Source organism: Simkania negevensis Z (assembly GCF_000237205.1).
Lineage (GTDB): Bacteria > Chlamydiota > Chlamydiia > Chlamydiales > Simkaniaceae > Simkania > Simkania negevensis.
Genome location: NC_015713.1, coordinates 346,683 through 371,635, shown reverse-complemented (window position 1 = coordinate 371,635; position 24,953 = coordinate 346,683). Strand labels below are relative to the sequence as shown.

General features: G+C 42.6%; 26 protein-coding genes, 1 tRNA gene and 1 rRNA gene. 6 read left to right on the top strand and 22 right to left on the bottom strand.

All coding sequences use genetic code 11. The annotated features are described in order from the left end of the window. Positions 1–78: 78 nt before the first annotated feature. The 4 genes from SNE_RS02425 to nhaD all read right to left on the bottom strand — a co-directional run bounded on the left by SNE_RS02425 (position 79) and on the right by nhaD (position 4,349). Positions 79–1,631, bottom strand: a 16S ribosomal RNA gene (locus SNE_RS02425). Positions 1,632–1,998: 367 nt separating this feature from the next. Next, positions 1,999–2,430 (bottom strand): hypothetical protein, encoded by a 432-nt coding sequence (locus SNE_RS02420; RefSeq protein WP_013942722.1) that lies wholly within the window; start codon positions 2,428–2,430, stop codon positions 1,999–2,001. A 108-nt stretch (positions 2,431–2,538) separates the two neighbouring features. Continuing rightward, positions 2,539–2,721 carry a hypothetical protein gene (locus SNE_RS02415; protein ID WP_013942721.1) on the bottom strand — a complete coding sequence of 61 codons (183 nt, stop codon included), beginning with the start codon at positions 2,719–2,721 and terminating at the stop codon, positions 2,539–2,541. Between the two features lie 344 nt (positions 2,722–3,065). Further along, a complete protein-coding gene (nhaD, locus tag SNE_RS02410) occupies positions 3,066–4,349 on the bottom strand; it encodes a sodium:proton antiporter NhaD (RefSeq protein WP_408020856.1) in 1,284 nt (427 codons plus the stop codon). A gap of 94 nt (positions 4,350–4,443) precedes the next feature. On the opposite strand from nhaD, the gene SNE_RS02405 reads away from it, so the two are divergent. After that, entirely contained in the window at positions 4,444–4,875 is a 432-nt protein-coding gene (locus SNE_RS02405; protein ID WP_013942719.1) for a hypothetical protein, read from the top strand. Here the strand turns inward: SNE_RS02405 and SNE_RS02400 are convergent. Together SNE_RS02400 and SNE_RS02395 are read right to left on the bottom strand one after the other, a co-directional pair. Continuing rightward, positions 4,867–5,160, bottom strand: coding sequence for a hypothetical protein (locus SNE_RS02400; RefSeq protein WP_013942718.1), 294 nt, complete (start codon positions 5,158–5,160; stop codon positions 4,867–4,869). The genes SNE_RS02405 and SNE_RS02400 overlap by 9 nt on opposite strands. Positions 5,161–5,271: 111 nt before the next feature. Then, positions 5,272–6,231, bottom strand: coding sequence for a KpsF/GutQ family sugar-phosphate isomerase (locus SNE_RS02395; RefSeq protein ID WP_013942717.1), 960 nt, complete (start codon positions 6,229–6,231; stop codon positions 5,272–5,274). 67 nt (positions 6,232–6,298) lie between these two features. Between SNE_RS02395 and SNE_RS02390 the strand changes: the two genes are divergently transcribed. Together SNE_RS02390 and SNE_RS02385 are read left to right on the top strand one after the other, a co-directional pair. After that, entirely contained in the window at positions 6,299–7,735 is a 1,437-nt protein-coding gene (locus tag SNE_RS02390) for an NADP-dependent isocitrate dehydrogenase (protein WP_013942716.1), read from the top strand. Positions 7,736–7,972: 237 nt separating this feature from the next. Then, complete coding sequence (locus SNE_RS02385) at positions 7,973–8,260, top strand: hypothetical protein (RefSeq protein WP_013942715.1); 288 nt, start codon at positions 7,973–7,975, stop codon at positions 8,258–8,260. Between the two features lie 76 nt (positions 8,261–8,336). On the opposite strand, the gene SNE_RS02380 is transcribed toward SNE_RS02385, so the two are convergent. The 16 genes from SNE_RS02380 to SNE_RS02305 all read right to left on the bottom strand — a co-directional run bounded on the left by SNE_RS02380 (position 8,337) and on the right by SNE_RS02305 (position 22,002). Beyond that, positions 8,337–10,016: a hypothetical protein gene (locus SNE_RS02380; RefSeq protein ID WP_013942714.1), complete on the bottom strand. Its 1,680-nt coding sequence runs from the start codon at positions 10,014–10,016 to the stop codon at positions 8,337–8,339. 107 nt (positions 10,017–10,123) lie between these two features. Further along, complete coding sequence (locus SNE_RS02375; protein WP_013942713.1) at positions 10,124–11,308, bottom strand: dihydrolipoamide acetyltransferase family protein; 1,185 nt, start codon at positions 11,306–11,308, stop codon at positions 10,124–10,126. A 15-nt stretch (positions 11,309–11,323) separates the two neighbouring features. Then, the gene (locus SNE_RS02370) at positions 11,324–12,538 is read right to left on the bottom strand and encodes a dicarboxylate/amino acid:cation symporter (protein WP_013942712.1); all 1,215 of its coding nucleotides are present in this window, start codon (positions 12,536–12,538) and stop codon (positions 11,324–11,326) included. Next, positions 12,535–13,632, bottom strand: coding sequence for a tetraacyldisaccharide 4'-kinase (lpxK, locus tag SNE_RS02365; protein WP_013942711.1), 1,098 nt, complete (start codon positions 13,630–13,632; stop codon positions 12,535–12,537). The genes SNE_RS02370 and lpxK overlap by 4 nt, the downstream gene beginning before the upstream one ends. 4 nt (positions 13,633–13,636) lie before the next feature. Continuing rightward, complete coding sequence (locus tag SNE_RS02360; RefSeq protein ID WP_013942710.1) at positions 13,637–14,254, bottom strand: D-sedoheptulose-7-phosphate isomerase; 618 nt, start codon at positions 14,252–14,254, stop codon at positions 13,637–13,639. 93 nt (positions 14,255–14,347) lie between these two features. Next, the gene (locus SNE_RS02355) at positions 14,348–14,680 is read right to left on the bottom strand and encodes an RNA recognition motif domain-containing protein (protein ID WP_041418708.1); all 333 of its coding nucleotides are present in this window, start codon (positions 14,678–14,680) and stop codon (positions 14,348–14,350) included. A gap of 127 nt (positions 14,681–14,807) precedes the next feature. Beyond that, positions 14,808–16,022 carry a dicarboxylate/amino acid:cation symporter gene (locus tag SNE_RS02350; protein ID WP_013942708.1) on the bottom strand — a complete coding sequence of 405 codons (1,215 nt, stop codon included), beginning with the start codon at positions 16,020–16,022 and terminating at the stop codon, positions 14,808–14,810. 330 nt (positions 16,023–16,352) lie between these two features. Continuing rightward, positions 16,353–16,991: an RluA family pseudouridine synthase gene (locus SNE_RS02345; RefSeq protein WP_013942706.1), complete on the bottom strand. Its 639-nt coding sequence runs from the start codon at positions 16,989–16,991 to the stop codon at positions 16,353–16,355. Further along, positions 16,954–17,760: a TrmH family RNA methyltransferase gene (locus tag SNE_RS02340; protein ID WP_013942705.1), complete on the bottom strand. Its 807-nt coding sequence runs from the start codon at positions 17,758–17,760 to the stop codon at positions 16,954–16,956. Before SNE_RS02340 ends, SNE_RS02345 begins: the two co-directional genes overlap by 38 nt. Then, complete coding sequence (locus SNE_RS02335; RefSeq protein WP_013942704.1) at positions 17,753–18,562, bottom strand: class I SAM-dependent methyltransferase; 810 nt, start codon at positions 18,560–18,562, stop codon at positions 17,753–17,755. Before SNE_RS02335 ends, SNE_RS02340 begins: the two co-directional genes overlap by 8 nt. Then, a complete protein-coding gene (locus SNE_RS02330; RefSeq protein WP_013942703.1) occupies positions 18,559–19,809 on the bottom strand; it encodes a CinA family nicotinamide mononucleotide deamidase-related protein in 1,251 nt (416 codons plus the stop codon). Before SNE_RS02330 ends, SNE_RS02335 begins: the two co-directional genes overlap by 4 nt. Further along, positions 19,806–20,495: a hypothetical protein gene (locus tag SNE_RS02325; protein WP_013942702.1), complete on the bottom strand. Its 690-nt coding sequence runs from the start codon at positions 20,493–20,495 to the stop codon at positions 19,806–19,808. The genes SNE_RS02330 and SNE_RS02325 overlap by 4 nt, the downstream gene beginning before the upstream one ends. Next, complete coding sequence (lspA, locus tag SNE_RS02320) at positions 20,473–21,018, bottom strand: signal peptidase II (protein ID WP_013942701.1); 546 nt, start codon at positions 21,016–21,018, stop codon at positions 20,473–20,475. The genes SNE_RS02325 and lspA overlap by 23 nt, the downstream gene beginning before the upstream one ends. Further along, the gene (locus SNE_RS02315; protein WP_013942700.1) at positions 20,999–21,364 is read right to left on the bottom strand and encodes a TraR/DksA family transcriptional regulator; all 366 of its coding nucleotides are present in this window, start codon (positions 21,362–21,364) and stop codon (positions 20,999–21,001) included. The genes lspA and SNE_RS02315 overlap by 20 nt, the downstream gene beginning before the upstream one ends. A gap of 13 nt (positions 21,365–21,377) precedes the next feature. Beyond that, positions 21,378–21,845: a transcriptional regulator NrdR gene (gene nrdR, locus SNE_RS02310; RefSeq protein ID WP_013942699.1), complete on the bottom strand. Its 468-nt coding sequence runs from the start codon at positions 21,843–21,845 to the stop codon at positions 21,378–21,380. A gap of 69 nt (positions 21,846–21,914) precedes the next feature. After that, positions 21,915–22,002, bottom strand: a tRNA-Ser gene (locus SNE_RS02305). A gap of 481 nt (positions 22,003–22,483) precedes the next feature. Between SNE_RS02305 and SNE_RS02300 the strand changes: the two genes are divergently transcribed. The 3 genes from SNE_RS02300 to SNE_RS02290 are packed head-to-tail and all read left to right on the top strand — an operon-like array spanning position 22,484 to position 24,906. After that, entirely contained in the window at positions 22,484–23,386 is a 903-nt protein-coding gene (locus SNE_RS02300) for a metal ABC transporter substrate-binding protein (protein WP_013942697.1), read from the top strand. Beyond that, positions 23,364–24,062: a metal ABC transporter ATP-binding protein gene (locus tag SNE_RS02295; RefSeq protein WP_013942696.1), complete on the top strand. Its 699-nt coding sequence runs from the start codon at positions 23,364–23,366 to the stop codon at positions 24,060–24,062. The genes SNE_RS02300 and SNE_RS02295 overlap by 23 nt, the downstream gene beginning before the upstream one ends. After that, positions 24,055–24,906, top strand: coding sequence for a metal ABC transporter permease (locus SNE_RS02290; protein ID WP_013942695.1), 852 nt, complete (start codon positions 24,055–24,057; stop codon positions 24,904–24,906). Before SNE_RS02295 ends, SNE_RS02290 begins: the two co-directional genes overlap by 8 nt. Positions 24,907–24,953 lie beyond the last annotated feature (47 nt).

Genomic DNA, 24,953 nt, shown 5'->3' with positions numbered 1-24,953 from the left:
GCGAAGTGACAAGGAAACATAAGGTTTGCTCAACCTAGATTGGCAAAAAGCTAAAAGCTCTTTGCTATCTTTGTCCTTAAAGGAGGTGATCCAGCCGCACCTTCCGGTACGGCTACCTTGTTACGACTTCATCCCAGTCATCAGCCCTACCTTCGGCGTCTCTCTCCTTGCGGTTGAGTCGACGACTTCGGGTAAAACCAACTTCCATGATGTGACGGGCGGTGTGTACAAGGCCCGGGAACGTATTCACGACGTTATTGCTGACACGTCATTACTAGCAATTCCAACTTCATGAAGTCGAGTTGCAGACTTCAATCCGAACTGGGATCGGCTTTTGGGATTTGCTTCACCTTTCGGCTTCGCTGCCTTCTGTACCGACCATTGTAGCACGTGTGTAGCCCCAGACATAAAGGCCATGCGGACTTGACGTCATCCTCACCTTCCTCCTAGTTAACCTAGGCAGTCTCGCTAGAGTCCCCACCATTACGTGCTGGTAACTAGCGACAAGGGTTGCGCTCGTTGCGGGACTTAACCCAACACCTCACGGCACGAGCTGACGACAGCCATGCAGCACCTGTCAAGAGGCCCTTGCGGGAAACATCATCTCTGATGCGGTCCTCTAAATGTCAAGCCTGGGTAAGGTTCTTCGCGTTGCATCGAATTAAACCACATGCTCCACTGCTTGTGCGGGCCCCCGTCAATTCTTTTGAGTTTCACCCTTGCGAGCGTACTCCCCAGGTGGCATACTTAACGCGTTAGCTACGGCACAGTCGGGGTTGAGACCGACTACACCAAGTATGCAGTGTTTACAGCAAGGACTACCAGGGTATCTAATCCTGTTTGCTCCCCTTGCTCTCGCGCCTCAGCGTCAGGAATGAACTAGAAAACCGCCTTCGCCACCGGTGTTCTTCCACATATCTACGCATTTCACCGCTACACGTGGAATTCCGTTTTCTCCGTCCACCCTCAAGATAAGTAGTTTCAAATGCAGCTCCGGAGTTGAGCTCCGGAATTTCACATCTGACTTGCTTACCCGCCTACGCGCCCTTTACACCCAGTAAATCCGATTAATGCTTGCACCCTCCGTATTACCGCAGCTGCTGGCACGGAGTTAGCCGGTGCTTCTTTACCAAGTACCCTCAAATTAGGCAATTATTCGTTACCTTTTCTTGTTCCTTAGCGAAAGAACTTTACAACCCGAAGGCCTTCATCGTTCACACGGCGTCGCATCGTCAGGCTTTCGCCCATTGCGAATGATTCTCGACTGCAGCCTCCCGTAGGAGTCTGGGCAGTGTCTCAGTCCCAGTGTTGGCGGTCAACCTCTCAGCCCGCCTAGACGTCTTAGCCTTGGTGCGCCTTTACCACACCAACAAGCTGATATCCCATGAGCCTCTCTCCTACCGCAAGGTTCTTTGCAGAATCCCCAACTTTGAAGAAACCAGGCTACCCCAGCTCTCCTCATTCGGTATTAGCGGTCGTTTCCAACCGTTATCCCCAGGTAAGAGGTAAGTTACTCATGTATTACTAACCCTTTCGCCACTAAGTAGTAACAAGTTACTACTTCGTTCGACTTGCATGCCTCATCCACGCCGTCAGCATTCAATCTGAACCAGGATCAAATTCTCAATAAATAGAATCTAATCTTTGAATTTCCGAGGTCATTGCCTCGGATGAATTGATAAGAGCGTATATAAAACAAGTGTTCAAATATATACGCGACAAACCTTATGCTTGTCACTTCACTTTTACTGTCAAAATAGCGCTGCGGCACTCAGGGTGCCACTCTCTCTTTCTCGAAGGTATTTCAAGAAAGAATCTAACAAGATACAACACCGTTAATTTTCGCGCAACGAAATTTAAAATAAAATAAACTTTTTACAATTCTCTCTAGAGAAAATTGCCTCCAGAACACCTTTTCAGCACTGTTTTGCAATTTCGTATAAGCAAAAAAAAAGAGGCAAAATGCCTCTTTTTTAAGCAACAAATCTTTATTTTTTCTTAAGTATTGAGGTGATTTAATGCCATCATCTGAGCCTTAGCAGCCTCAATTTGCAAGCGTTCAAAAATATTGAAAAATGCATACTCTTCATCATTGAAAATCAAGCTAATAGTTGTTGAACTTAAAGGCATTTCAACTCCTGGAAACTGGTATTTCCATGCTGCTTCGGTATACCAAAGGGAGGGATCGACATCTTTTACCAAGAAGCCCCACCCTTCAAAGTAGTCACACCTATAAATCGGCGAATTCTTATATGCTGCTAGATCCTGGAAATACACTGGCAATTTTTTCTCATTAAAGATTTCTCTCTCTATAAGAAGTTTTACCTCCTCTTCTTCAGATAGGCCTTCGCATTCTGATTCCATTTTTTTGAGCATTATAGTCAACGCTTTCAGGTCAGAAATCTCAGTTATATCAGAAAGCCCCATCATATAATTCACAGCTTTTGGATCGGTTTCATCATACCAATGCGTGATTCTCTCACACAGGTTTTTTAGAACTTAACTCTCTTCAAAAGAACACCCTTTTTGTTGAAACTGTTAAGCCACTTTCTTTGAAAGAACGAGGAGTTCAATATTTCCTGGATGATTGACTGATATCACTTGTCTACCATTCCAAACTCCGTCGATCACAACAAAGTTCACCTCCGCTCCCCGCAAAAGCACGTCGATTTGCATAAATGTTTCTGCTGACTCAATCGCTGTTTTTAAATCTACTGACATATTTTTTCCTACTTTATAATTAAAACTTATTTCAGATTAGAAATTGCGCTACAATGGAGCTATTTTTTGCTAGACGAATAGATCCTTTACTTCACAAATTAGTGACTTTCTAAAGATCACTCTGAATATGTCTTAATTAAGGGTGAAGGGGTTTTGAATTTTAGTTTTCAGATTCTCCCTGCAATCGTAAAACTTGATGTGTTTTGTATGAAGAAAATAGAAGAAATGAGCGATCCAAGTTGATCGATTCAGATAACCCCTAGGAGTATCGAAGGAGATCAACACAAAAAATTGTTAAAACCATTTTTTGAAATTGTTTTGAGTATAATCGACAACATCCCGGTCTAAAAAACATAGACATAGAAAAGCATCCCGAGAATGTATCCGATAAAGACGGGAAAGCTAATTTTCTTGAGATAGGAGAAAAAGTCGACTTTTTCAAGCCCCATGAGGGCAACACCAGCTGAGGATCCCATAACGAGAATACTTCCACCTGTTCCTGCAGCATAGGCAATCATGAGCCATAAAGGAGAATCGACCGGAACCGTCTTCAAATCATACATTCCCATTGTTGCAGCAACAAGGGGTACGTTATCGATGACAGCTGAGACAATTCCAATGATTGTGGCAATGATTGCTTCATTTTTGAAATATTTATCCATCGCCATGGCTGCAGACTCAAGTAGTCCCGTTGATTCGAGAGCATTGACACTAAGTAGGATTCCCAAAAAGAAGAGGATACTTGAGACATCGATCTTCGTTAAAATAAAGGGTACGCGAAGATGCTTCCGCTGCTCATGTTTATGGTGCATGATATCTGTAATCAACCACATAATTGAAAGAGAGATGAGCATGCCCATAAAGGGTGGCATGCCTGTGAGCCACTTGAAAAAAGGAACAAACAGGAAGAGGATAATCCCACAATAAAAAACAAGGTGAGCACCTGGTTCGAGCGGTTCATCCCGAAAATCGATTTCAGACTTGGGAAATTTTCCTTTCACACAAAAAGTATAAACAAGCAAAGGAAAGAGCAATGAAACAAAGCTGGGAAAGAAAATCTCCCCGATGACTTTAGTCGTTGTGATCTGCCCGCCAATCCAAAGCATCGTGGTAGTCACATCTCCGATTGGAGTCCAGGCACCACCAGCATTTGCTGCAACAATAACCATACAAGAATAGAGAAAACGTTCGCTTCGGTGAGGGATGAGCTTACGTAAAATAGAAATCATTAGGATTGTCGTCGTCAAGTTATCAAGCACTGCCGAAAGAAAAAAGGCAATAAAACAAATCACCCACAACATCTTTCTTTTAGATCGAGTGTGGAGATAGTGAATAAAGGTATTAAACCCCTTGTGTGAATCGATGAGTTCGACCAGCGTCATGGCGCCTAAAAGAAAGAAAAGGATTTGGGAAACATCACTTAAATGGGTCCCTAAATAAGCTAAACTTGTCTCTAAAGGTTGCGGATCTCCAACAAAATAAATGAGCCAACACAAGACTGCAAGAAGAAGTGCGACAGCTGTTTTGTTGACTCGAATGATGAATTCAAGAATGATGGCAAGATAACCAATACAAAAAATAGTGATTAGGAAATTGTGCGAAAAAGTAAAGATTTCCAAATTTACCACCTCATAGACAAGACGACATGGACTCGACCACACCATATAGCTTAGGGTATCGTCTTCTTCTAATATATGACAACTAATTTTGTAATGTTATTGTATGGAAACGTTCTACTCATCGATTAAACCAAATTTAAAAAGATATCTAATCCGACGCAGTTTACTTTTCGTCTTACCTGGTTTTTTTCTTCTATTTTATATGGGAGTTTTTCTTAAGACTTCAGCTCTTGAAAGCTGGGGGATCTGGGGCTTTGCTTTGAGTTTTATCCTTATTTCAGTGGGAATGATTCCGTACCGCCGCATCATTCGCCTAGAAACCACTCCCCACTCTTTGTCCCTTGATGAGGAAGGACTTTGCTTTACCCATGCAAAAAAGGGGGAGATTGTTTTCCCAATCGATCAAATCCAAGCATTTCAATTTGTGGAGCGGAAGGGATTTTACGGTATTCGTTTGCAATTCAAAGACGGCAAGCACTTCTTGCTTCCCTACTTTTCAAAAAAGACGTTTGAGACATGCAAAACGCTACTTTAGATACGCTTCATAGCTCAGAACTTTTATATCCTCAAGATAAGGAACTTCTTCACCTCGATATAAAAGATACCCTTTATCTCCTGATTCCATAAGACCCTCTATGGATTTAACCATTTTTGGGTGAAACGTTTCGGATGCTTTGATTTCGATGAGCTCTTTAGATTTTCTATGGTCAATAATAAGATCAATTTCAACTCCATGGCTTAGTGGACTTACCTGACTGTCGAGGCCCAGTGATTGCCACGACTGAGAAGAAACTAATGTATTCTCTGAGCTTTTTTTCAAGAGTTCTGCGACGGTATTTCATGCTAAAAATGTGTAAAAATGGAATCTGATTCCAATTTTACACAAAAAATCATTTTGTCAAGGATCGACAAACACTTTAAAACAAAAGGCTTAACTAATTCCCGCTTGAATGATGTCATGCATATGAAGCAGCCCCACAAGTTTGCGACCTTCTAAGACAGGAAGCATCATCACCCGTCTTTCTGGATTTTGTTGCATGAGTGTTAAGGCTTCCCAAGCAAGCAAGTTTTCATTGATAGAGAAAAAATTCGGTGTCATGAGCTCTTGCATCGGCTTTTCTAAAACACCTGTTGGGTCTTTTTGAATGCAGCGACGCAAATCCCCATCAGTAAAAATCCCCTTAAGATTTCCCTCTTCATCAGTAATCAGGAGACATCCACACCTTTTATTAGTAAGCTCAATGATTCCCTCCCGTAAAGGTTGGTTGGGATGACTAATGGGCAAACGGTGCTCTTTAAGCATAAGGTCATGGACGCGAATGGTGATTTTTTTTCCGATATTTCCAGCGGGGTGGTTCAGAGCATATTCATCCAAACTAAATCGTTTAGCCTTCATGAGGGCCATTGTCAAAACATCTCCAAAAATCAACTGAACAGCAGTGGATGTTGTGGGGGCTAGGTCAAATGGGCAAAGTTCTCTGATAAACGGAAGGTGGATGCCTAAATCGCATACTTCAAGCAAACGGCTTTGTGGGTTAGACACCCAGGCAATCGCCTTTGCTCCCCTTTCTTTAACAAAAGGGATCAAATTGAGAAGTTCTTCACTTTCCCCACTTTTACTTATGCAAATGAGTAGATCGCCTCTGGCGACAATTCCGATATCTCCATGTAAGGCATTTGTGGGAGGAAGATAGAGCGAAGTCGTCCCTGTTGAAATCATCGTCGTTGAGAGTTTTTCGGCAATGATTCCACTTTTACCCACTCCGGTAAAGATTAACTTTCCCTTGCAGCCCTTAAACTCCTGAAAGATTTCTTCTGCTTTTGCGGTATTGATCCGGTCAAAAAAATGGTTCAAATTGAGCTGGTACTCTTCGAAGAGTTCCTTTAACATCGCATTCCTCTTGATCTCAAGACTTGAATGGTATAATTATGAGATTAATATAGCAAGGAGACGAATCGTGAATCAAAAAGTTCCTATTACAATCGCTCACGGCGATGGAATCGGCCCAGAAATCATGGAGGCAACTTTGAAAGTTCTGCGTGCTTCTAGTGCAGCTCTTGACTACCGCGAAGTCGAAATCGGTGAAAAGGTTTATCTCGCGGGACACCCCACAGGGATTGAAGATTCGACATGGGAAACGATCCGCCAAACAAAAGCCTTTCTCAAAGCTCCGATCACAACTCCTCAAGGAGGTGGCTTCAAAAGCTTAAACGTGACGATTCGAACAACTCTTGGGCTCTATGCCAATGTGCGCCCTTGCGTCTCTTATCACCCTTTTGTGGCGACAAAACATCCCGAAATGGATGTGGTGATCGTTCGTGAGAATGAAGAAGACCTCTATTCAGGGATCGAGTACCGCCAATCCCCTGAAGTTTGTGAATCGATCAAACTGATTTCTGAACCGGGGTCTGAAAAAATCATCCGTTATGCCTTCGAATATGCCAAACGGAACAACAGGAAGAAAGTAACCTGCTTCGTGAAAGATAATATCATGAAGCTTACCGATGGTCTTTTCCATGCAGTTTTTAACCGAGTCGCAAAAGAGTATCCGAATATTGAGAGCGATCACTGGATTGTCGATATTGGTGCTGCAAAGCTTGCTGATACCCCCGAGCTCTTTGATGTGGTTGTGATGCCTAACCTTTACGGAGACATACTATCCGATGTAGGGGCTCAAATTGCAGGATCAGTGGGTCTCGTTGGTTCGGCAAATATTGGAGACCATGGAGCAATGTTTGAAGCAATCCACGGCTCTGCTCCAAGACGTGCCGGACAAAATGTAGCAAATCCTTCTGCGCTCATGCTTGCTTCTGTTTTACTTCTTCTTCATGTTGGGCTCAAGCACGAAGCCGAAGCTATTCATAATGCTTGGTTGAAAACTATTGAAGATGGAGTCCACACCTACGATATTTTCAAAGAGGGTGTGAGCAAACAAAAAGTAGGAACAAAAGAATTTGCCGACGCTGTAGCAGGCAACCTAGGTCAAAAACCATCAGAGCTCAAAGCGGTCTCATACGGTGAATCCAAAATTGAAAAAGAACCTGTGTTTAAACGCACCCCCATCAAAGTCAAGCGGAAGTTAGTCGGCATAGATGTTTACATTTATTCGAATTTGACGCTGGAAGAGTTTGAAAAAAATATGACCAGTGAATCGTATGGCGAATTCAAACTCGAAATGATTAGTAATCGAGGAGCCCGCGTCTACCCAGGAGGAATGCCTGAAACTTTTTGCATTGACCAATGGCGTGTCCGTTTCATGCACGAGGGGCTATGCACTCAAGAAGATCTTCTCGACCTCTTGAAAAGCCTCATCAAAGGACGATGGGACATCATAAAGACAGAACACCTTTATGAGTTCAATGGAGAGCCTGGTTACTCCTCTCCCAAAGGGTAAACTTACGTCACCAATATCTTCGCCATAACACTCATCCCTCCACTTGTGTGGCAGGAGTTGTTTTAATCATTCCGTAACAGAAATAGTGATCCTCAAACAACGAAACCATCTTGATCTCAATTGCTTAATAAACAAGCTTTCTTTGACATAGATAATTTCGTAATGCGCTTAATATCTTTTTTTGAAAATCAAGTGACATTTTGCAGTATTTACTCCCCGCATCGATTGGGATTATGGATGTCCTTCCAAGTTTACGCAAAAAAATTATATCGAAACTGCGAAAAAAGCTCTCATCATTTGCAGCTTAATCTTATTACAAAATCGGGGAACGATGGCTCTAAAAAACTCACAAATAAACCTCGCCCCAATGGGAATAATTTCGAATCTTTTCCTTCTGGCCATATGATGATCGCCATTCAGTGTCTGGTCCGTTCTATTCAGCGAGACGGAATCACTTCCTATACTTTTGCATGGGCTCTTATCAGTTCTACTTTTAGTTGTGCTTGGAACCAGCTATTGGATTAAGCCTCCAAATGAAACTGAATGAAAGATCGATACCGCATGAATCGAAGTGGCTAATGAACTTAGAAGAAATAACTTTCTACTCAGAAGAAGAGCTCTCTTCGTCTAAAACAAGACATGAAAGCTTTGCTTCTAAATAGCCTGTGGAAGTTCTAACCATCTGCACATTATTGGGACCTGTTTGAAATTCTGCTCTAAATCCACCTTTAGATTCTCTTTCCAATAACTCAAGCGCTCCTTTAGCAGCTTCTGATAAGATGGGAAGTAAATCTTCAAAGCATTCTTCCGGGTATCCTGTCTCTATTAAGTACTCAAGCGAAGATTGAGCGCTTCCTAAAATATCAATCATAAGATGTCCCTTTTCCTTATCGAGATCGGCAATGGAAAAACGCTTGAGATAAAGCTTCAATAAGTTTCCTGTTTGACGCAAGAATCCATCTAAGTTGCAAGCATCAAAAAGATCGTCTCTTCCTTCCATCATAAAGTCATGACAAAACGGACTTGAAAGACGCAGGACCGTATTGATAAAGAAAAGGAGCTCTTCTTCATTCATATGCTGAGCAATTGCAGTCAGATCTTTTAATGTTCTATGAAACTCTGGTGACAACGTTTCTATAAAATCTAATGCATCATCTGAAACTTGGTGATGGTTCTCAATAAAATCGATGATTACATTTGCGATAATTAAACGGGAGTTGATTGAAATCACTTCTGATTTTAGTGCATTTCTCAGGGAATATCTCACTAGATATTCTCCCAAGAGATTAAAAGGAAGGCAGAGCGGCTCTTTTTTAATTTGATCAAAGTGGGGAGTTGTCAAGCAAAGCTTTGGATCAACTTTCTCTCCATGGAGAACATCAGAACAGAGTCGGGTAATCAGATTAATGTCATCTGCACATTCCGTGAGAGACATTCCTAAGGTAACGTCATCTATCAAGGCTCGAAACTTCCCTTCTCTTGAGATTTGTTTCTTCTCTGCTGTAGCTTCGATTATCGCTGGAAAGAAGAGTTGATGTAGGGCTGGATCCAATCGGAAGTAAGAACTTAGCGTCTCACTTTTGCTTTTCTGAATCCGCTTACTAAGCTTCTTATAGTCTATGTTATTATTAGGAAAACAATAGATATTCCTAATTTTCTTATTCTTGATCTGAATAAAAATGATTGCAGCTGGAATGGGATGATACTTTCCTTTTTGTCCCAACACCCCTATTTTTGGAGGATTTAAGGTATATAAGGGAATTTCCACAAAAGCATCACAGCGACTTGCCTTGACCAAAAACTCTTTTAAGGTTTGGTTGTAATAGAAATGTTGTGGAAAGTAGTTTGCCTCAAATGTATGAGAATTTTCAGCACTAAATTTATGATCAATGATATGCCCCCCATCATAATTAACGTGCTCCCGATAGTTTTCAGAATCAACTTCAAAATCGGCTCCTTTCTGTTTCACACGAGTTTTATCATATTGAATATGAGTTGATTTTTTCTCATGCGAACGTTTCGTTGGAGTCTGAATCTGTTCAGTTACTGTTCCTGCAACCACTCTCTTACCTTCAAAGAAAAGGCCTTGAGATTCGGGGCCTTGTCGAAATATCTGAATAGGATTTTCTGTCACTAGCTTCAATCCCATATCAGTCTGATACCCTAAGACATCCCCAGGCGTTACGATACGGCTCTTCTCCCAGTTAACAATAGGTGCGTCTTGACCAATCTCCACTTTTTGCAAACGTGTGGAAAACTCATTTGAAACTCTTATTGCCATAAACTTTCCCTCGCTCCTTAAGAGTATTACTCGAAAAGGGAAAACACTATATCAAGAGGAACGCGACACTGCAAATATTATTTTTATGCAGAATTTTGCTTGTTTGATTAAATGCTGATATCTTGCTCTAGATGCTGTTTCACTGCTGCTAAAAAGCCGCAGCCATACATTCCATCAATCACTCGGTGATCAAATGTAAGCGAGAGATGCAACATCGAACGGATTGCCATAGTATCGTCATCAAGAGCAACGACTTTCTTTTGAATCGCTCCGACTCCAACAATGGCAACTTCTGGATAACGAATGATCGGCACCCCGATAAGGGTTCCAGACATTCCAAAGTTGGTCATAGTAATCGTTCCTTCCTTCACTTGGTTTGGATCGAGTCGATTTGAACGGGCTTTTTCGGAAAGGGCTGCCACTTCTTTTGCAATATCTGGAATCGTTCGTCCTTGGCAATTTTGGATCACGGGAACGAGAATCCCCTGTTCGACGCTCACAGCAATCCCTAAATTGACAAAACGTTTCACAACAATCGTGTCACCATCAAGGGAAGAGTTAATGAGAGGAAACTCTTTCACGGCGCTTGCAATGGCTTTAGCAATAAAGCTCGTAATAGAAAGTTTATAACCATGCTTTTTGAGAAAGCTTTCTTTTTCTTGCGCAATGAATTTGACAACTTTCGTGATATCGACTTCATTCACGAGCGTCGCATGGGGTGCTTCGTAGAAGGAGCGGACCATATTTTCAGCAATCATCTTGCGCATGCCGGTCATCTTCATCCGCTCAATTTGCTCAGTTGAGGCAAATGTTGATGATGGCTTTTGTCCTTTTTGCGTTAGGTATTTTTCTAGATCTCTTTTCGAGAGCCGGCCTCCAGCACCTGTCGCAGGGATGTTGGCAAGTTCCTCGAGATTGACCCCTTTTTCCTGCGCAATTTTTAATACAACGGGTGTGAAAAAACTCTTCATTGAAGAACCGGATGAACACGTAGCGGTTTTTTCGGCTTTCTTGGGCTCTTGTGGCTCAGGTGCGGCAGATGTGATTTCAGCGGTCGTAATTGTCGCAATCAATGCGCCAACATCGAGTTCTTCATCAGGCGCTGCATGGATAGCTTTAATTCTGCCTGAAACAGGCGAGGGTATTTCACTGTTGACTTTGTCTGTTGAAACTTCGAGAAGAGGCTCATCGAGCTTGACGATATCGCCTTCTTTTTTAAACCACTGGACAACAGTTGCACTGACGATACTTTCACCAAGCTTTGGGAGTTTAACTTCAACTTCTTCTTCCATTGACCCTATTTCCTATTACAACCACGTCACAGCATGGTACTGTTTCTCATCAATTTGATTTTCTTGTTTGGCAATAAAGACAGCTGCAACAGCATCTCCTAAGATATTGACAACTGAAGAAACCATTTCTCTTAAACGATCTACGCCAGCAACAAGGGCGATTCCTTCAAGAGGCAATCCCATTGCGTTAAGCACAACAGAAAGCATCACAATTCCTGTTCCAGGTATTCCTGCCGCTCCAATTGCTGAGACGAGAGAGACAAAAATGAGGATCGCAACTTTCACCCATGTGATGGCAATTCCGTAAGCTTGGGCAATAAAAATCGCTGATATGGCTTGCCCAATCGCTGCCCCATTCATGTTGATCGTTGAACCAAGAGATAGGACAAATCCTGAGATGTCAGGAGAAATTCCAAGATGATAGCGGGCGCACTCAAGAGAGACTGGAAGGGTTGCAGAGCTACTACTAGTTGTAAAGGCTAGGACAATCGCATCTTTCATCCCTTTAAAAAATGGACCCACTTTCAGCTTTGCCAAATACTTCAAGGAAAGTGCAAACACAAGGACAATCTGGAGGATGCAAGCGATATAGTTACAAAGCAAAAACTTGAGGAGGGGTAAAATCACTTTAATTCCTACAGATCCGACTGCTGTGGCAATGAGGGCAAAGACTCCATAGGGTGCAAGTTTCATGATAAAGTGTGTGAGCGAGTACATCACTTCACTGACTGACTCGAAAAAATTTAAAACAACTTTTCCTTTCTCTCCTGAAAGGGTGATCGCAAAAGCAAAAAAGATCGCAAAGACAATGATCTGTAAAACATTCCCTTCTGCAAATGCTGCAAAGGGGTTCGAAGGAACAATCGCAAATAAAAAATCCATGATCCCAAGGCCTTGCATGGCCCCCCCGGATTGTGGAGGAAGAGGAAGGCTTAGTCCCGTCCCCGGTTTCATCAGAAAGACCATCGCAAGCCCAAATACAATGGCAAGAATCGTCGTTCCTGCATAAAATAAAATAGTGCGCGTTCCAATGCGCCCCAATTTTTTAGGATCGCTGATGTGACACATTCCTGTTACAAGCGAGGAAAAAACAATCAGCCCAACGAGCATCTTGAGAAGATCAATAAAGGCTTTTCCAATTCTCTCGAGGAAATCCACTTGATGTCCTAAAACAAGCCCTGCAATGATCCCGAGCACAAGACCGACAAGAATCTTAATCCACGGTTTCATGAGGATGTTCCTTGGGTTAGAGTTAGAATTTTCTTAAGCAGCTCGTCGTAGTTTTCAGGTTGCGCTACAACTTGCAGTGACGCTTTCACGTAAGCAATCGGGAGAGAAAGTTTCAGGGGTTCGGGAAGTTTCACCCAATCTTTTTCTGAACATAAGAGGATCTCACAACCCTTTTCTTCTGCCAAAATAGCAAGATCAATAAGTTGGCGCCTCGTAGGAGGAATATGATCGGGAAGAATGAGTGTTTCGGCAATTTCAATCCCCATCTTTTCAATGGTTTTGAAGAAAGATTTCGGTTTTCCAAGCCCGCAAAAAACTGCAGCCCTCATACCTTGCACTTCGTCCCAAATTTCTCTATTTTTCCCTTCAATAGTTTCAGGAACCATCTGCATTCCGATTAAGGATGCTGATGTTTGTTGTTCAACGTCTTTCTTAAGCTCTTCAAAATGGTCTTGATCTCTAACATGATTGATGATGACAAAGTCGGCTTCTTTTAGTCGTTTGGGTGAATCTCGTAAATAGCCACGTGGTAGATAAAACCCTTTACCATAGAGATCGTCAGCATGGAGCATGACAATTTCAAGATCACGATGGAGACGGCGGTATTGCATCCCATCATCAAGTAATACTAGCTCCGCCTCATGGTATGCCGCCCTTTGAGCATTGAGACGTCGATCTTTTCCTATAAACAATTTGAGTTCAGGGAGAGTTTTCCAAAGCAAGTAGGCCTCATCGCCACATACATTTGGAGTGATACGAGACCGGTCGATTAGATGGAGGCTTCCTCCGACTTTTTCGATTTCAGAGCGATATCCACGGAGCAAAACAGATACCCGTTTATTTCGGGAAAGGTCTTTTCCAAGCTTTTGAATGAGCGCGGTTTTTCCTGTTCCTCCGGCTATGATGTTCCCAATACTGATCACTGGGATGTCAACTTTTGACTCTTTAATCAGATGATAGTCAAAGGCAAAGTTTCGGAGGGTCACTCCAAACTTGAAAAGTTTACTCAATCCATGCAAAACACCTCGCACAAGGGAAGACTTTCTCCGCCCTTCAATATGGTCGGTGATATAAGATTCGAGTTGAACCGTCATAGAATTAATGGGCTCCAGCTGGTTCGAGATCAATTTCTTCAGCATGTTGCATAAGTTCTGCTTCAACCATTTCAATTATGATATGAATCGCAGCCATGTGTGCTTCTTGAATGCGGTCGGAATATTTAAATCCAGAAACGATCCATTCTAAGTCACAAAGGCCTTTCATCTTACCCCCTGTTTTCCCCAGAAATGCAACCGTTTTGAGTCCCCTTTTTTGACTTGCTTTTACTGCTCGAAAAAGATTCTCAGAATTTCCACTCGTGGTGAGAGCAATAAAGAGATCACCCTTTTTTCCATGGGCTTGAACTCCTCTAGCAAAGACATCATCAAAGGACAGGTCGTTGGCAACACAACTCATATGTCCAGGATCAGAAAGGGCAATGGCAGGCAAAGCTTGCCTTTTTGCCCTAAAAAACCCGGTCATTTCCTCGGCAAAGTGCATGGCATCACACAAGCTTCCTCCATTGCCAGCAATAAGAAGCTTGCCACCTTGCCGATAGGTATCGATAATCATCCATGAAAGCTTTTCAAGAAACTCCAGGCCTTCTTCAGAAGCTAAGGTCTGAATAGCTTGTATTGCTTCTTTAACAGACTTCTTGATCGGTTCGCGCATTGTCATCCCTTTTCAAAAAACAGAAAATTTTTTATAGAGTTTATTCGTTTGCGCGAGTGTAACCAAAATGACAATATTTATCCAGTTTGCGGATAACGCCTAGTGGCGAAATCCTCCACCGCCGCGTCTTGGTGGGCCACCGCGTCCGCCGCCACCACGTGGACCGCCACGACCGCCGCCGCCGCCACCACTTTGTTCGCGGGCTTCGCTAACTGTTAAGGCACGGCCACCAATTTCTTTTCCATTGAGCTTCTCAATAGCGGCTGTTCCTTCTTCTTTGGACTCTAGCTCAACAAAGCCAAATCCTCTAGATTGCCCAGTATCACGATCTTTGATAATCTTGGGATTTTTAGGAGATCCAAATTCAGTCAAGAGCTGCAAGAGGTCGTCCTCGGTATATTCTTTCGGTAAGTTTCCAACAAAAAGTTTCATGAGTTTTCTCCAAATAAGGTAGTGTATAAAACCGCTCCAAAATAGGACTTTAATAGACCCCAAAACGGTAACGTTGACCATTGTACCCGAAAATTGCTGATATTTGCGATCAAAAATTTGGGCATGATCAACTTATCCAGGTAACGGTATGATATTTTTTTTCGTCAATTTGCCCCTCCTTTTTGGCAACATAGACAGCTGCAACTGCATCCCCAAGAATATTTACTACAGTCCCGAACATATCTCTAAAGCGGTCGATTGCTGCAACGATCCCTATCCCTTCTAAAGGAAGCCCCATGGCATTGAGGACGATTGAGAGCATCACCAGGCCGCTTCCAGGTATTCCTGCTGTCCCAACGGCAGAAATGAGCGTTGTAAAAATCAAAATAAGAATACTAATTGGGGTGATTTCAATCCCATAGGCTTGTGCAATGAAAATCGATAAGACAGCTTGCCCTATAGCCGTTCCATTCATGTTAATCGTCGACCCCAAAGAGAGGACAAACCCAGAAATATCCGGAGAAAGTCCCAAATGATCGCGCGCGCACTCTAATGAAACAGGCAACGTCGCTGAACTGCTGCTCGTAGTGAATGCTACGATAATCGCATCTTTCATCCCCTTGAAAAATGGGGCAATGTCGACTTTTGCAAGCCCTTTAAGAGACCCAGCAAAAACAATGACAACATGAAGCACACAAGCACAAAAGATACAGACAACAGCCCAGAAAAGAGGTAAAATTATTTTTGAACCGACAGCGCCCACTGCTGTAGCCATTAGAGCAAACACCCCATAGGGTGCAAAACGCATTACAACATGGGTCAAATTAGCCATCACTTCGCTAATCGATTCGATAAAATGTAAAATCGGTTTGGCCTTTTCTTTCGCTAGTGTGATGGCAAAGGCAAAGAAAATTGCAAAGACAATAATTTGTAAAACATTTCCCTCTGCAAAAGAAGCAAATGGATTCGACGGGACAATTGAAAAAATAAAGTCGATCAAACTTAAATTTCCCCCAGATCCCATCCCATCGGCTAAGGTTAAATTCAAGTTTTTTCCAGGCTGAATGGCATAAACCATAACCAGTCCAAAGCCAATTGCAATGAGGGTTGTGACACCATAGAAAATGAGTGTTCGTGCACCAATACGTCCTAGCTTCTTGGGGTCATTGATATGACACATCCCAGTGACAAGCGAGGAAAAGACAATGAGTCCAACAAGCATCTTGAGAAGGTCAATGAAGGCTTTCCCAACAAGCGATAAAAATTCAACCTGACGATTTAAAATCAGTCCTGTGACCACGCCTAGAACAAGGCCGATAAGTATCTTAAGCCAAGGTTTCATGAACCTATCCCGTTATTGTAAAGTGATTTTTTTGGATGATTATTTTTTCAAATTCTAGTGTCATTTTGATGCACAATTTTGAGCAAGTTGAGCTAGGAAAAACCTTAGAATTTGGGGAAAAAGGGATGAAAAGCATCGTTTCAAAATGTTCGGATTGATTCATAATTCCATTATGGGTGAGTGTGAGCGGGGGTTAATTAGAAAAGACATGCATTGCAGGTTCTCCTTTGCTTTGACAGATGGATTATTAGGATGACTGTATCTAAATCCATGTGCTGTTAAGAACTTTACTTAAATGGCAATAAAATTTCCACCAAAAACGGGAATCTGTCAAAAGGGTGGGAGGCTTTCCACAGTGATTTCTTCTTGTGAAATAGGGTGAAAAAAAATGAGTTTCCCATGATGCAAATCGATGTGATCTCCTTGAGTTTTTGCTCCATATTTCACATCTCCACGAATGGGATGCCCCATAAAAGAGAGTTGGGCCCGGATTTGATGGTAACGTCCTGTGTGCAACTCTAGTTCCAGTAGCGTTTGATCTTTCCATTCTTTGATAACGCGATAGGAAAGGACTGCTTCTTTCCCTTGTTCTTGAGAAACAATCTGAGCTCGCCGGCTTCCATGGGAGATAAAATGACGCAAACACCCTTCTTTTTCCTTCAATCTCCCCTCAACACGGGCAAAATAAGTTTTTCGAATCTTTCTCTCGCGCATTTGTGCTTGCAGCCTTGACAGACTCTTACTCGTGCGTGCAAATAGTACAAGCCCACTTACTGGAAGGTCTAGGCGATGAACAGGGGTTAAAAAGACATTGCCTGGTTTATGAAATTTCTGTTTGATCCAAGCTTTTATATCTCCTTCCAAACTTTCTCCACCTGAAGGGCGGGGCTGAGTCGGAAGGCCTGCAGGCTTGTTCACAACGCAAACGTGATTATCGAGATAGATGGGTTCTTTGACGTATGACTTCATAAAGCAATAAGGTGGTTGCAGCAGCAACATTTAAGGAATCTGCATGACCAAGCATCGGAATTTTGACTAATTTAGAAGCTGCGTCAATCCATGTTTCAGAAAGCCCCAATTGCTCTGTTCCAACAGCAAGAGCGACTGGGCCTGTTTGATCAACTTCTGTGTAAATATTTGGGGCATTAGGTGAAGAAGAAATAATAGGAATCTTCTGTTCATTTAGCCACATCAAAGCCGCTTCGGATGTCGTCTCAACAATAGGCACCGTAAATAAAGTTCCAACGCTAGACCGCACAACATTGGGGTTGTGCACATCAGTTGTCCTGTCACACAAAAGTAAGGCATCGACTCCTACAGCATCACAAGAGCGGAGAATTGAACCTAAGTTCCCAGGCTTTTCGATCGCTTCTGCGACTAAAATAAAAGGAACTTCTCCAAGCGACAGCTCTTCAAGTGATAAATGCTGTTGCAAGGCAATTGCAAGGAGTCCATCTGGGCGATCACGATAGGAGAGCTTTTCAAAGACCTCTTTGCTCACTTCAATGACTTCGACATTTAAAGAAAGAATCCTTTCGATCAAATTGTTTTCATTCGACCCTAAAAAATGGGAAGGAGAATAAAAGAGCGTTTCCAGTTTGGCTTGACCTTCTACAGCCCGAAGGAGTTCACGATACCCTTCTATCAAAAATGTTTGCGTTTTTTCCCGTTCTCTTCTCTCTCGAAGTTTGACGGCTCCTTTCACCTTGGGATTTTGTAAACTCGTGATCTTATCCATGCCACCTCGCATAACTTCCACTTGGAAGGGAAAATGACTCTGATGCGATTAACATCTCTCCTGCTTCGATTTCTCCCTTAGGTTGTGTTTGTGTTAAAACATGCTCGAGTACAGTGGGGGTAAATCCTGGTGTATGTGCTGTCAATACAATGAAGCCATCACTTGCAACAACTTGTCTACACAAGCTTAAAAGTGGGATGATGTCACGCTCGATTTTAAAAACTTGGCCTTGATTGCCTCGTCCAAATGTTGGAGGATCAAGGATGATTCCTTGATACTGAACTTCACGTTTGATTTCTCGTTTTAAAAACTTGAGTGCATCGTCAACAATCCAACGAATTTGAGCTTTTTCTAAGCCATTTAAAGCTGCATTTTCTCGTGCCCATTGCACCATTCCTTTCGAAGCATCTAAGTGACACACCGAAATTCCTTTTTGAGCAAGGGCCAGTGTAGCCGCACCAGAATAGGCGAAAAGGTTCAAAACTGATTTTTTCTGATCGACCATCTTTTTTTCCATCCACTTCCAGTGCATAGCGTGCTCAGGAAATAAACCCAGATGGCCAAAGTCGGTTGGCATGAGCTTGAACTTGAGTTTCTCATAGGTGATTGTCCACGAAGAAGGGATTTTCTTTTTTTTCCATTGATTCCCTTGATCACGTACAAATTCTCCGTGATGTGTCTCCCATTTTTGGGGAAACCGTGGCTCCCAAACAGCTTGAGGGCAAGGACGAATCAAGGTATATTCACCAAATTGTTCAAGCTTCTTTTCATTGCCACTGTCTATTAAGATATAATCGCTCATGAGCCTTCAAAGGGTGGAATGTCAAATTGGATATAGCGCCAAAGATGGGACAAGAGATATGTTGCAGAGTACTCAATCAACGTGGACCGTTTGCGTGTTCCCTTCAAAGACAATAGACCTGCAAATACATCTCCCCTTTTATGGCCTATAGCTCCCCATACCGTCCCAACAGGTTTTTCTTCCGTTCCTCCTGTTGGACCTGCAATTCCAGAAACGGCAAGAGCGTAATCAGCGCTGCTCAAAGAAAGGGTTCCTAGCACCATTTCAATGACGGTTTCACGACTCACTGCGCCATGTGTATTTAGCGTTTCCGGTTTCACACCAAGGACGGTTGTTTTCATGTGATTTGAATAGGTGACAAGGCTTCCTAAGAAGTAGTCAGAGCATCCACTAATTTTTGTTAACCGCGATGCGATTCTCCCTCCTGTACACGATTCAGCGCATGCAAGAGTAAGCCCCCGCGCAATGAACTGTTCATGCACAGCATATTCGATATCGTGATGCTTTTCAGAAAAAATTCGATGCTTAAATTTCTCTCTAAGAGCAAACAGAATCGGAGCAAATCTTTCTTCCGCTTCTTCTTTTGACTGAGCTTGTGCTCGCAGGTAAATTGAAAGGGTCCCATAGGATGGGCAAATCCCAAACTCAACTTTGGGGTTCTTCGCTTCAAGTGAGCGCAAAAAGGGATCAACGTGTTGTTCCGACATTAAGAAAAGATAGACTGCATGCTCAAAAAGATGGCGTTTTTGCGTTTCTTCCAAATAAGGAATCACACTTTTTTCTAGCATTTCTTGCATTTGGACAGGAACGCCAGGGAGAACAATGACTGTTTTCTCCTCTTTTTTTAAAATGAATCCGGGTGCTGTTCCTAGCGGATTTGGAATCACATGAGCGCCCTCGATCACTGTCGCTTGATCTGCTAAGGTCTCAAGTTCTTTACCGTAACGTCTTTCAAGTTCAGCCGCTACATTTTCATCATAGACAAGCTTTTTGCCGAAAATTTCAGCGAGCGTAATGCGGGTGATATCATCGCCCGTTGGGCCTAAACCTCCAGTCGTAATCACGACAGATGCACGATTCATGGCTTCTTCAATGGCTCTTTTCATTGAATTGTGGTGATCCGGCACAGTTGTCACATGACTGACCCCAAACCCCCGCTTTAACAGGGCTTTTGAAATCGCGCTAGCATTCGTATTAACGGTTTGGCCTGTGAGCAGTTCTGCTCCAATTGACACAATTTCAATCATGCAACGACAAGCCCCTTTTCTTTGAGTTGAGGATGATTTTCAATCCAACTAAAACACCTTTTTCCCAGTCGTGCTTCAACGTTTTTTCTCTGTCCATTGATGAGAAACGGGACTGGTCGACTATGATTGCGCATCCATTGCATCAAAGCGCGAAAAAGGATTGTGTTGGGATATGTTTGTTCTTTCATGACCTCAACAACATCACCTTGCATTGAATTCGAATAGAGTTGTGGATAAGAAAACTGAAGACCCCATTGGATCGACTCTTGACTGTGAACCATAAAATGGAAAGATTGATTTTCAGCAGCATAAGTAAAGTGGTGCTTCGAGAGCTGAATGACAGGCTGCAAAATTTTGAGGATGACTCCTTTTTGGACTTCCATCGCATAAAATGCTTCAGAGGTTGCTGAGAGAGCCGATGAAAAAAGGGCTTTTGGAGGCGTGTAAACCTCTCCATTTTTTAAAGCCTGGGCCGATTTGGCATATTCATTTAAAAAATCTTCCTGAGAAAAAAATGCCTCCTCTAATGGGACAATTTCTGAAACATTATAGAGCGCAAAGGGAGGGAGAAACGCAAAGAGATCCACCATTTCGCTCTCGTCTAAAAGTACACGATAAGAAAACCATTTGGACGCCTGAAACACCCCTTCTTCTTTTGGATGACTAACGCGAAAATCTGGGCACATGTTTGGTCTTCTTTTTTTGAAAAAGGGATTGAATAATCAGCGTTGCAACACCAAAGAAAATCATAGTATCTGCAATATTAAAAACTGGGAACGAGTACCCCCATAAGGTAAAGTGAAACATATCTACGACAGATCCATAGATAAAGCGATCTAGAATATTGCCTAATGCTCCGGTGATAACCAACAAAAGGGGAATTTGTCGTGTTTTCATATCATTGATAAACAATGCATAAATCATGACGCTAACGAGAATTGCGATGCGAACTATGAGTAATACGATGGGATATGAGCCAAAGATCCCCCAAGCACCACCTTGGTTTGTCACCCGATTGATACAAAAATCGATTCCAAACACATTTTCGAAAACTCCAATCCCTCCATAAGGATAAAAAGGAGATGCATAGAGCATATTGGCGAGGCCGTGAAACACCCAGAATTTTGTGATCATGTCAATCAAGAGCAAAACCGCTCCTACAAGGATAAAAGGAAAAAAGCGCCGTTTTTTAAAGAAGTCCTTTTTCATATTTTTCCTGTGCTTGTACCGTCATCGTGGCATACGGAACAGCGTCTAGTCGCTTGAAAGGAATTTCTTCCCCTGTCACGTCACAAACTCCATATGTCCCTTCTTCCATTTTTTCGAGAGCTCTCTCAATTTGCCGTAAAATCGACTGTTCTTTTCCAGAAATCTCAATCGAAATTGTTTGACCAAAGTCATCTGTCCCTTCATCAGCTTGGTGCTGAGAATACCCTTTAGGTTCTTCTTTGTTTTTCACATCCTCAGATACTTTACCTAAAGTTCGATTGATTTCACCGCGCAATTCAATGAGGCGTTGTTTAAAAGTTTCAATGTCACTTTTTTTTAGAGCCATCTCTCAAGGTTCCTTATGTTTTCACTTTTTCGTCTTCTGTTGACGCTGTATTAAGTGCGTTTACTATTTCTTCAAGGTCTTTAAAACGCCTATAGACGCAAGCAAAACGAATATAAGCTACAGTATCGAGATGTCGCAGACGTTCCATCACAATTTCACCAAGTTGGATCGTATTGATTTCTCGTACTTGTTTTTCAATGAGTTCATTTACAATTGATGAAGCCAAATCACGCACCTGATCATGGCTAATACGGGTGTGCCTAGCTGCTGCATCAACTCCTTTTATCAACTTTTCGAGTTGAAAATCCTCATAACTACCATCTCGCTTTTTCACTTGAAGAGAAATGTCTACGGTTTCAAAAGTCGTAAAACGTCTTGAACAATTAAGACACTCTCTTCGGCGTCGAATGGCATTGGTTTCATTCGCATTTCGCGAGTCAGTCACTTTGAGTTCAACGTGACCACAATAGGGACACTTCATCCCTTGGCTTCCTTTGGTTTAGTTTCACTGTTTTTTAAACAGATTTATATATCCCAAAATAAAAAACAACGGAGGAGGTGGGATTCGAACCCACGATACGTTTATCACGCATACACGCTTTCCAAGCGTGCTCCTTCGGCCGCTCGGACACTCCTCCACCCGAAAAAGTAGGCGATAAATTAGTCCAACTTTATTTATTTGACAAGAGAAATGGGGGCAAATCTTGAGCAATCTGAAGTCTGGGTTTATTTTGCTTATTTTCAGGAGAAAGTTCTCTTAAATTCTCACCATTTTTGACAAAGAGATGGTATAAAAAATCCTTTTTCGTAACAAAATATACTCAAACAACTTCAAAAATTGGATTTTCGGCTGCGCCAAAGCACCGTCATTCGTCGATCTTAAGTGGCCTCATATTCCTAATATTAGACCACTTAAGATCGACGAATTCCGAAAGCTTTCGGGTTGCCCAAAACCAATTTTTGAAGTTGTTTGAGTATAAGGAGGGAAGAATGAGAAAAATCCATAAGAACAATTGAAATAAACACATAACTCAGGTAATAGTATCCAAGACCTAATCTAAGAAGCTCGACAAATGAGAAAACTTCCGTTACACTTTAATTTTAATTGAGGACCAATCCATGAAAAAATATTTTCTTTTGACACTTGTTTTCCTCTCATTAGCCGTAGCTTTGGTTGGTTGCCGTTCGAAGTTTGAAGGACAACCGGGTGAAAAACCCAGTGTTTTAGTCAGCATTCCCCCCTATGTTTCCATTGTTCAAGCAATTGCTGGAAATACTGTCACTGTTGAATCAGTCGTTTCTCCTGGGTTTGACTCTCACAGCAACGAAATCACACCTAGCCAAGCCAAAAAGATTCAGACATGCGACCTATGGATTGGAGTAGGGGAACCCTATGAAAAAAAACTCCTCGCATCCTTGCGTGAAGCTAAACGAGAAGTGCGGGTCCTTCAGCTTAATGAAATCATTCATTTGATTTCTTATGAGGATGATGTCAATTTCGTCGATGCCTGTGCCGACGTCAATCTTCCCGATCGCTCTGCACATGACCTCCACTTTTGGATGAGCCCCAAGCGCCTTGTTTACCAAGCCCAGCGCATCTACGAAGCCCTTTTAACAATGTCTCCTGATCATACGACCCTTTATCAAGAAAATTTAAAAAAATACATTAGCGACGTCAAAGCTGTGGATCTTCGTATCTCAGAAGCACTCAAGCCTTTCCACAAAAAAGGGGTGATCGTTTCTCACGCTTTTCTCGGATACCTCTGCTATGATTACAACATGTACCAAATTGCCGTAGAGTGTGAAGGGAAAAGCCCCCGTACTCAGTCTGTTAATCGGGTTTTAGCTCTAGCAAAGAACTATGATGTCAAGTGCGTCTTCACTTCCCCACAATATAATAACAAAGGAGCCTTACTTGTTGCAGAAAAACTCAACCTCAAAACCTATGAAGTAGATCCGCTCGATCTCGATCCATTACAGACCATTCAAAAAGTTGTCGATGACATCACAAGCACAAAGTAAACCGCCTCCTGTCATTTCGTTTCGAAATGTCACCTTTACCTACGACAAAGCACCTACAATCAAACACGCAAGCTTTGATGTTTTCCCAGGAGAATTCGTCGGGATCATCGGTCCTAATGGAGGAGGTAAAACCACGGCACTAAAACTGATTCTTGGTTTTTTAAAACCACAAGACGGAGAAGTTTTCTCGCGGGGACACGTTGGCTATGTCCCACAAATCAATGCCTATGATAAACACTTCCCTATCACCGTTAAAGAAGTCATTCTCACAGGATGCTTGTCTCAAATGACCCGCTGGGGAAGGTATCCCAAAGAAGCCTTCGATAAAGCTGATGAATTACTGGAAACTTTTCAACTGACCTCACTTGCCTATCAAGCTTTTGGCTCCATCTCAGGAGGCCAAGGCCAAAAAACACTCATTGCTCGCGCCCTCATTTCCAACCCAGAAGTGCTTCTTCTCGATGAACCAACAGCAAACATCGATGCTCAAACTGAAAAACAGATCTTCGCTTTTTTAAAACAGCTTAAAGGGAAAAAAACCATCCTCGTCGTCACACATAACTTTGAAGCCATTGTGCAAAATGTCGAACGCGTTCTTTGCTTCCAACACGGCGTCTCTTCCCTAAAACCCGAAGAGGTCTGCAAACACTTTTCCATTGGGATGTATCATGAATGAACCGATGCTGATTCTCGCGACTTTCTTTTCTGCTTTTCTCACTAATCACTTTCTCAAAATGGCTCTTTTCGCAAGCCTCAGCGCTTCTGTTGCAGGAGGTGTCGTGGGCAGCTATGTCGTCGTCAAACGGATTGTCTTTATTAGTGGCAGCATCGCCCACTCTGTTTTAGGTGGGATGGGAGTTGCCCTTTACCTAAAACGAATCTATAACCTCGCTTGGCTTGAACCCATCTACGGCGCCCTCGTCGCTGCTATTTTATCTGCCTACCTCATTGGCTGGATCCGACTCTATTACAGGCAACGTGAAGACACCGTCATTGCTGCCCTTTGGGCTTTTGGCATGTCTGTTGGGGTGATCTTCATTTCTCTCACCCCCGGCTACAATGTTGAACTTGCCAACTTTCTCTTTGGAAGTATTCTGTGGACCAGTAAAGCCGACCTCTACATGCTTCTGATCCTCGATGTTCTCATTTTAGCAGCAACACTCCTCTTCCATCGCCGTTTTTTAGCCATTTGCTTTGACGAAGAACAAGCAGCTCTCCAAGGTCAACCTGTCAAAAGACTCTACTTCCTCCTTCTCTCCTTAGTGGCAGTCACAGTTGTGATCCTGATCCAAGTCGTGGGTGCCATTCTCGTGATCGCCATCTTATCCCTCCCTGCAGCTATCGCGAACACATTCACCCACCGCCTTTCTAAAATGATGGTCATCGCTGTTCTTCTTGGCGTTGTCATCTCTGTTCTTGGGATGTCACTCTCCTTTTTTCTCAACTGGCCACCAGGCGCCACTATAGCCCTGACCGCTACAGCTCTTTACCTGCTCAATTTAATAAGACGCAAAGGCTAAGAGTTTTTTAATCTGTTTTATATAAAAAATATTTTATTTGAAAAAAA